3 protein-coding genes are annotated in these 4,813 nt (G+C 67.5%); 1 reads left to right on the top strand and 2 read right to left on the bottom strand.

Translation table 11 applies throughout. The features are described 5' to 3' along the window. Positions 1 to 253: 253 nt before the first annotated feature. Both purB and DBR34_RS00790 read right to left on the bottom strand, forming a co-directional pair. Positions 254 to 1,621 (bottom strand): adenylosuccinate lyase, encoded by a 1,368-nt coding sequence (gene purB / locus DBR34_RS00795; RefSeq protein WP_128095315.1) that lies wholly within the window; start codon positions 1,619 to 1,621, stop codon positions 254 to 256. Positions 1,622 to 1,657: 36 nt separating this feature from the next. Continuing rightward, complete coding sequence (locus DBR34_RS00790; protein ID WP_128095314.1) at positions 1,658 to 2,980, bottom strand: hemolysin family protein; 1,323 nt, start codon at positions 2,978 to 2,980, stop codon at positions 1,658 to 1,660. A gap of 289 nt (positions 2,981 to 3,269) precedes the next feature. Here DBR34_RS00790 and DBR34_RS00785 point away from each other — a divergent pair, with 289 nt between their 5' ends. Beyond that, on the top strand, positions 3,270 to 4,682 hold the full coding sequence (locus DBR34_RS00785; protein WP_128095313.1) for a class II fumarate hydratase: 1,413 nt from the start codon (positions 3,270 to 3,272) through the stop codon (positions 4,680 to 4,682). Positions 4,683 to 4,813: the final 131 nt, after the last annotated feature.

Here is a 4,813-nt window from a genome sequence, read left to right as displayed (position 1 = left end):
GGACCGTGTGTTGCCATCCATGGCAACACACGGTCCTGGGCAAGGCCGCCCGGTCACCTCTGGACGGTATGCGGTCTGGGCGGCAGGTAAGGCGGGTCAATGGCCTGCGTTGTTACGTGCGCACCCCGTAACACATGGCAATGGAGCGCCCGTAGCGCCGGGCTCTGCCCGGCTGCTCCTCGCCTCACAACGAAGAAGGGACGCCGGCAGTGCCGGCGTCCCTTTTCGGGGTCATGCGGGGGGGGCGAGATCTTCAGATCGCCTTGGCCAGGTCCGCCGCCAGGCCGATGTAGCCGCCCGGGGTCAGGTCGCGCAGGCCCTGTTTGGCGTCTTCGGGCAGGTCGAGCGATTCGACGAAGGCCTGCATCGATTCGGCGGTGATGCCCTGGCCACGGGTGAGGGCCTTGAGCTGTTCGTAGGGGTTGGGCAGGCCGTAGCGGCGCATGACCGTCTGCACGGCTTCGGCCAGGACTTCCCACGCGGCGTTGAGGTCGGCGTCCAGGCGCTCCGGGTTCACGGTCAGCTTGCCCAGGCCCTTGGCCAGCGAATCCAGGCCGACCTGGGTGTGGCCGAAGGCGGTGCCGACCGCGCGCAGCACGGTGGAGTCGGTGAGGTCGCGCTGCCAGCGGCTGATCGGCAGCTTGGCGCTGAAATGCTCGAACAGGGCGTTGGCGATGCCGAAGTTGCCTTCGGCGTTTTCGAAGTCGATCGGGTTGACCTTGTGCGGCATGGTCGAAGAGCCCACTTCGCCTTCCTTGAGCTTCTGCTTGAAGTAGCCCAGCGAGATGTAGCCCCAGATGTCGCGGGCCAGGTCGATCAGGATGATGTTGGCGCGGCGCGCGGCATCGCCGATTTCGGCGACGTTGTCGTGCGGCTCGATCTGGGTGGTGTAGGGGTTGAACACCAGGCCCAGGCTTTCCACGAAGCGCTTGGCGAAGGCCGGCCAGTCCACCGCCGGGTAGGCGATGACGTGGGCGTTGTAGTTGCCGACCGCGCCGTTGATCTTGCCGGTCAGTTCCACCGCGGCGATCTGCCTGCGCTGGCGCTCCAGGCGGGCGACCACGTTGGCCACTTCCTTGCCCAGGGTGGTGGGCGAGGCGGTCTGGCCGTGGGTGCGCGACAGCATCGGCTGCTCGGCCTGGGCGTGGGCGAGGGCGCGCAGGCTGGCGGTCACGCCGTCCAGGCTGGGCAGCAGCACTTCGCGGCGGGCCTGTTCCAGGATCAGGCCGTAGCTGAGGTTGTTGATGTCTTCGCTGGTGCAGGCGAAATGGACGAACTCCAGCGCCGGGCCCAGCTCGGCGTCGGCCTTGAGCTGTTCCTTGATGAAGTACTCCACCGCCTTGACGTCGTGGTTGGTGGTGCGCTCGATCTCCTTCACCCGCGCGGCATGGGCCGGGGCGAAATCTTCGGCCAGCGCGCGCAGGCGGGCGGTGGCGGCGGCCGAGAACGGCGCCAGTTCGACGATGCCCGGCTCGTTGGCCAGGGCCAGCAGCCATTCCACTTCGACCTTCACGCGGGCCTTGATCAGGCCGTATTCGGAGAAGATCGGACGCAGTGCGTCGACCTTGCCGGCGTAGCGGCCATCGAGCGGGGACAGGGCGAGCAGGGCGAATTCGGACATGGCGGGCGCAGGGCAATGACGGCGGGGGCCGTCATTCTACGCTTCCCCGGGGGGCTCGGCCTGTGCCATGCGTACGGTGACGGCCTGGATGCGGTGGCCGGCCATGCGCTTGATGGTGAACTGGTGGCCGTCGATCACCAGCTGCTCGCCTTCTTCCGGCAGGCGCTGCAACTGGTGGACGATCAGCCCGCCGACCGAATTGAGGTGGTCCGGGGCCTCCAGGTCATGCCCGAGCAGGCGCTCCAGCCGGAAGATCGAGGTCGAGCCGGCCACCAGCAAGCTGCCATCGGCGCCACGGGTGGGGGCGTCCTTGACGATATGCGGGTGCTCGTCTTCGATGTCCCCGACCACCACTTCCAATAGGTCTTCCAGGGTGAAGTAGCCCAGGATGCGGCCATGTTCCTCCACGCACAGCGCCAGGTGCGTGGTGCCGGTGCGGAAGCGTTCCAGCACGCTGGGAACCGGCGTTTCCAGCGCGATCAGGTTGGCCGGGCGCAGCAGGGCGCGCAGGTCGTCGGTGGGCTGGCCGCGGGCGATCTCCACCAGCAGGTCCTTCATGTGCAGGATGCCGAGCACGTCCTCGCCGTCGCGGTCGAACCACGGGTAGCGGCTGTAGCGGCTCTCGGCGAACTCGGCCATCACCTCGGCCAGATCCATGCCGTCGCGGAACGCGCGCATATGGTCGCGCGGGCGCATCAGGTCGCCGGCGACCAGCTCCGGCAGTTCCAGTGCGTGGCTCATCAGGGTCAGGCCCTGGTCGGGCGCGCTGTCGGTGGGTTGCTGGCGGCCGACGATGAGCTTGAGTTCCTCGCGCGAATAGCGGTGCGAGGTGTGTTCAACATCGCCCCAGCCGGCCAGCCGCAGCAGCGCATTGGCGCTGTTGTTGAGCAGCCAGATGGCCGGGTACATGGCCCAGTAGAACAGGTACAGCGGCGCGGCGGTCCACAGCGACATGCGGTCCGGGCGGCGGATCGCCATCGACTTGGGGGCCAGTTCGCCCAGCACGATGTGCAGGAACGAAATCACGCTGAAGGCGATGATGAAGGCGGTCAGGCGCGAGGCGTCGGCGCTCATGCCGAAGGCATCGAACAACGGCTGCAGCAGGTGCGCGAAGGCCGGTTCGCCGACCCAGCCCAGGCCCAGCGAGGACAGGGTGATGCCCAGCTGGCAGGCCGACAGGTACGCGTCCAGGTGCGAATGCACGTTGAGCAGCAGGCGGCCGCGCCAGCCGTGGCGTTCGGCCAGGCCGACGGCCTGGGTATGGCGCAGCTTGACCAGGGCGAACTCGGCGGCCACGAAGAACCCGTTGAGCAGCACCAGGCCGAAGGCCAACAGCAGCAGAAGGAGGTTGCCGATCATCGCGCGCCCCGCGGCGTGGCCGCAGCAGGCAGGGGGGCATCGGCGCCGGCGGGGTGCGCGGGCAGGGGCATGCGCGCAGCGGCGCGCCAGAAACTACAGTGAGGGTCGTCACCCATGGGGGGCGGAAGTCTTTCTGAATGGACACGAATCCCGAGTCTAGCCGATCACCCGCGCTGTTGGGTTCGGTGCACGGTGGGAGTATTGTGCGTAGAGCCGCCAGCCAGGGAATCAGGCCCGTTGCCAGCCGCAGGTTCCCTTTCCCTACCGAAAGAATCGCGGAGTTGATGCAATGAGCAAGGGTTTCAGGATCGAGCACGACAGCATGGGCGAACTGCAGGTGCCCAGTGATGCGTTGTGGGGCGCGCAGACGCAGCGGGCCGTGAACAATTTCCCGGTGTCCGGGCAGCGCATGCCGCGCGGCTTCATCCGCGCGCTGGGCCTGGTCAAGGGCGCAGCGGCGGCGGTGAACGTCGAGCTGGGTCATCTGCCGAAGAACATCGGCAAGGCGGTCGAGGCAGCCGCGGCCGAAGTGGCCGACGGCCAGCACGATGCGCATTTCCCGATCGATGTGTACCAGACCGGTTCGGGCACGTCGTCGAACATGAATGCCAACGAGGTGATTGCCACCCTGGCCAACCGCGCGGGCAAGGCGGGCAAGCTGGCGGTGCATCCCAACGACCACGTCAACCAGGGGCAGAGCTCCAACGATGTGATTCCCACCGCGCTGCGCGTCTCGGCGCTGCTGGGCGTGCACGAACAGCTGCTGCCGGCGCTGGTGCACCTGCGCAAGACCATCGACAAGAAGGGCCGCAGCCTGCGCAAGGTGGTCAAGACCGGGCGCACCCACCTCATGGACGCCATGCCGCTGACCTTCGAGCAGGAGTTCGGTGCGTGGTCGGCGCAGTTGTCCTCGGCGCAGGAGCGTATCGAAGACAGCCTCAAGCGCCTGCGTCGGCTGCCGCTGGGCGGCACCGCGATCGGCACCGGCATCAATGCCGATCCGCGCTTTGGCGAACGCGTGGCCAAACTGCTCAAGCAGCAGACCGGGGTCAAGTTCGACAGCGCCGAGAACAAGTTCGAAGGCCTGGCCGCGCAGGACGATGCGGTGGAACTGTCCGGCCAGCTCAACGCGCTGGCGGTGGCCCTGATCAAGATCGCCAACGACCTGCGCTGGATGAATGCCGGTCCGCTGGCTGGCCTGGGCGAAATCGAACTGCCGGCGCTGCAGCCGGGCAGCTCGATCATGCCGGGCAAGGTAAACCCGGTGATTCCGGAGGCCACGGTGATGGTGTGCGCGCAGGTGATCGGCCACCACACCGCAATCACGGTGGCCGGGCAGACCGGCAATTTCCAGTTGAACGTGACGCTGCCGCTGATCGCGGCCAACCTGCTCGATGGGATCGGCCTGCTGTCCAACATCTCGCGGCTGCTGGCCGATACCGCGATCACCGGCCTGACGGTGCGCGAAGACCGGGTGCGCGAGGCGCTGGACCGCAACCCGATCCTGGTGACCGCGCTGAACCCGATCATCGGCTATGAAAAGGCCGCGGCGATTGCCAAGCGCGCCTACAAGGAGCAACGCCCGGTGCTGGACGTGGCGCTGGAAGACAGCGGGTTGTCCGAGACGGAGCTGCGCAAGCTGCTGGATCCGGCGGCACTGACGGCCGGCGGCATCCATGCCGGCGGTGGTGGCGGCGGCTGACCGAGCGGGTGACGTTGCAACGAAAAACGGGCCGAAAGGCCCGTTTTTTGGTTGTGCTCCTCCCGGTGGGGCGGGCGCTGGGCCCCCATGCCCTTGGAGGCGAAATAAAGGGGGAGGGGGCGGCTGAAGGC

Source organism: Stenotrophomonas sp. HMWF003 (assembly GCF_003061285.1).
Lineage (GTDB): Bacteria > Pseudomonadota > Gammaproteobacteria > Xanthomonadales > Xanthomonadaceae > Stenotrophomonas > Stenotrophomonas maltophilia_AP.
Note: the sequence above shows the minus strand (reverse complement) of the source record. Positions and strands in the feature narration are given on the sequence as shown.

What these genes read in the sequence shown, in the direction of transcription:
- purB (WP_128095315.1), bottom strand. Translation starts at nt 1,621, where the DNA reads ATGTCCGAATTCGCCCTGCTCGCCCTGTCCCCGCTCGATGGCCGCTAC.
- DBR34_RS00790 (WP_128095314.1), bottom strand. Translation starts at nt 2,980, where the DNA reads ATGATCGGCAACCTCCTTCTGCTGCTGTTGGCCTTCGGCCTGGTGCTG.
- DBR34_RS00785 (WP_128095313.1), top strand. Translation starts at nt 3,270, where the DNA reads ATGAGCAAGGGTTTCAGGATCGAGCACGACAGCATGGGCGAACTGCAG.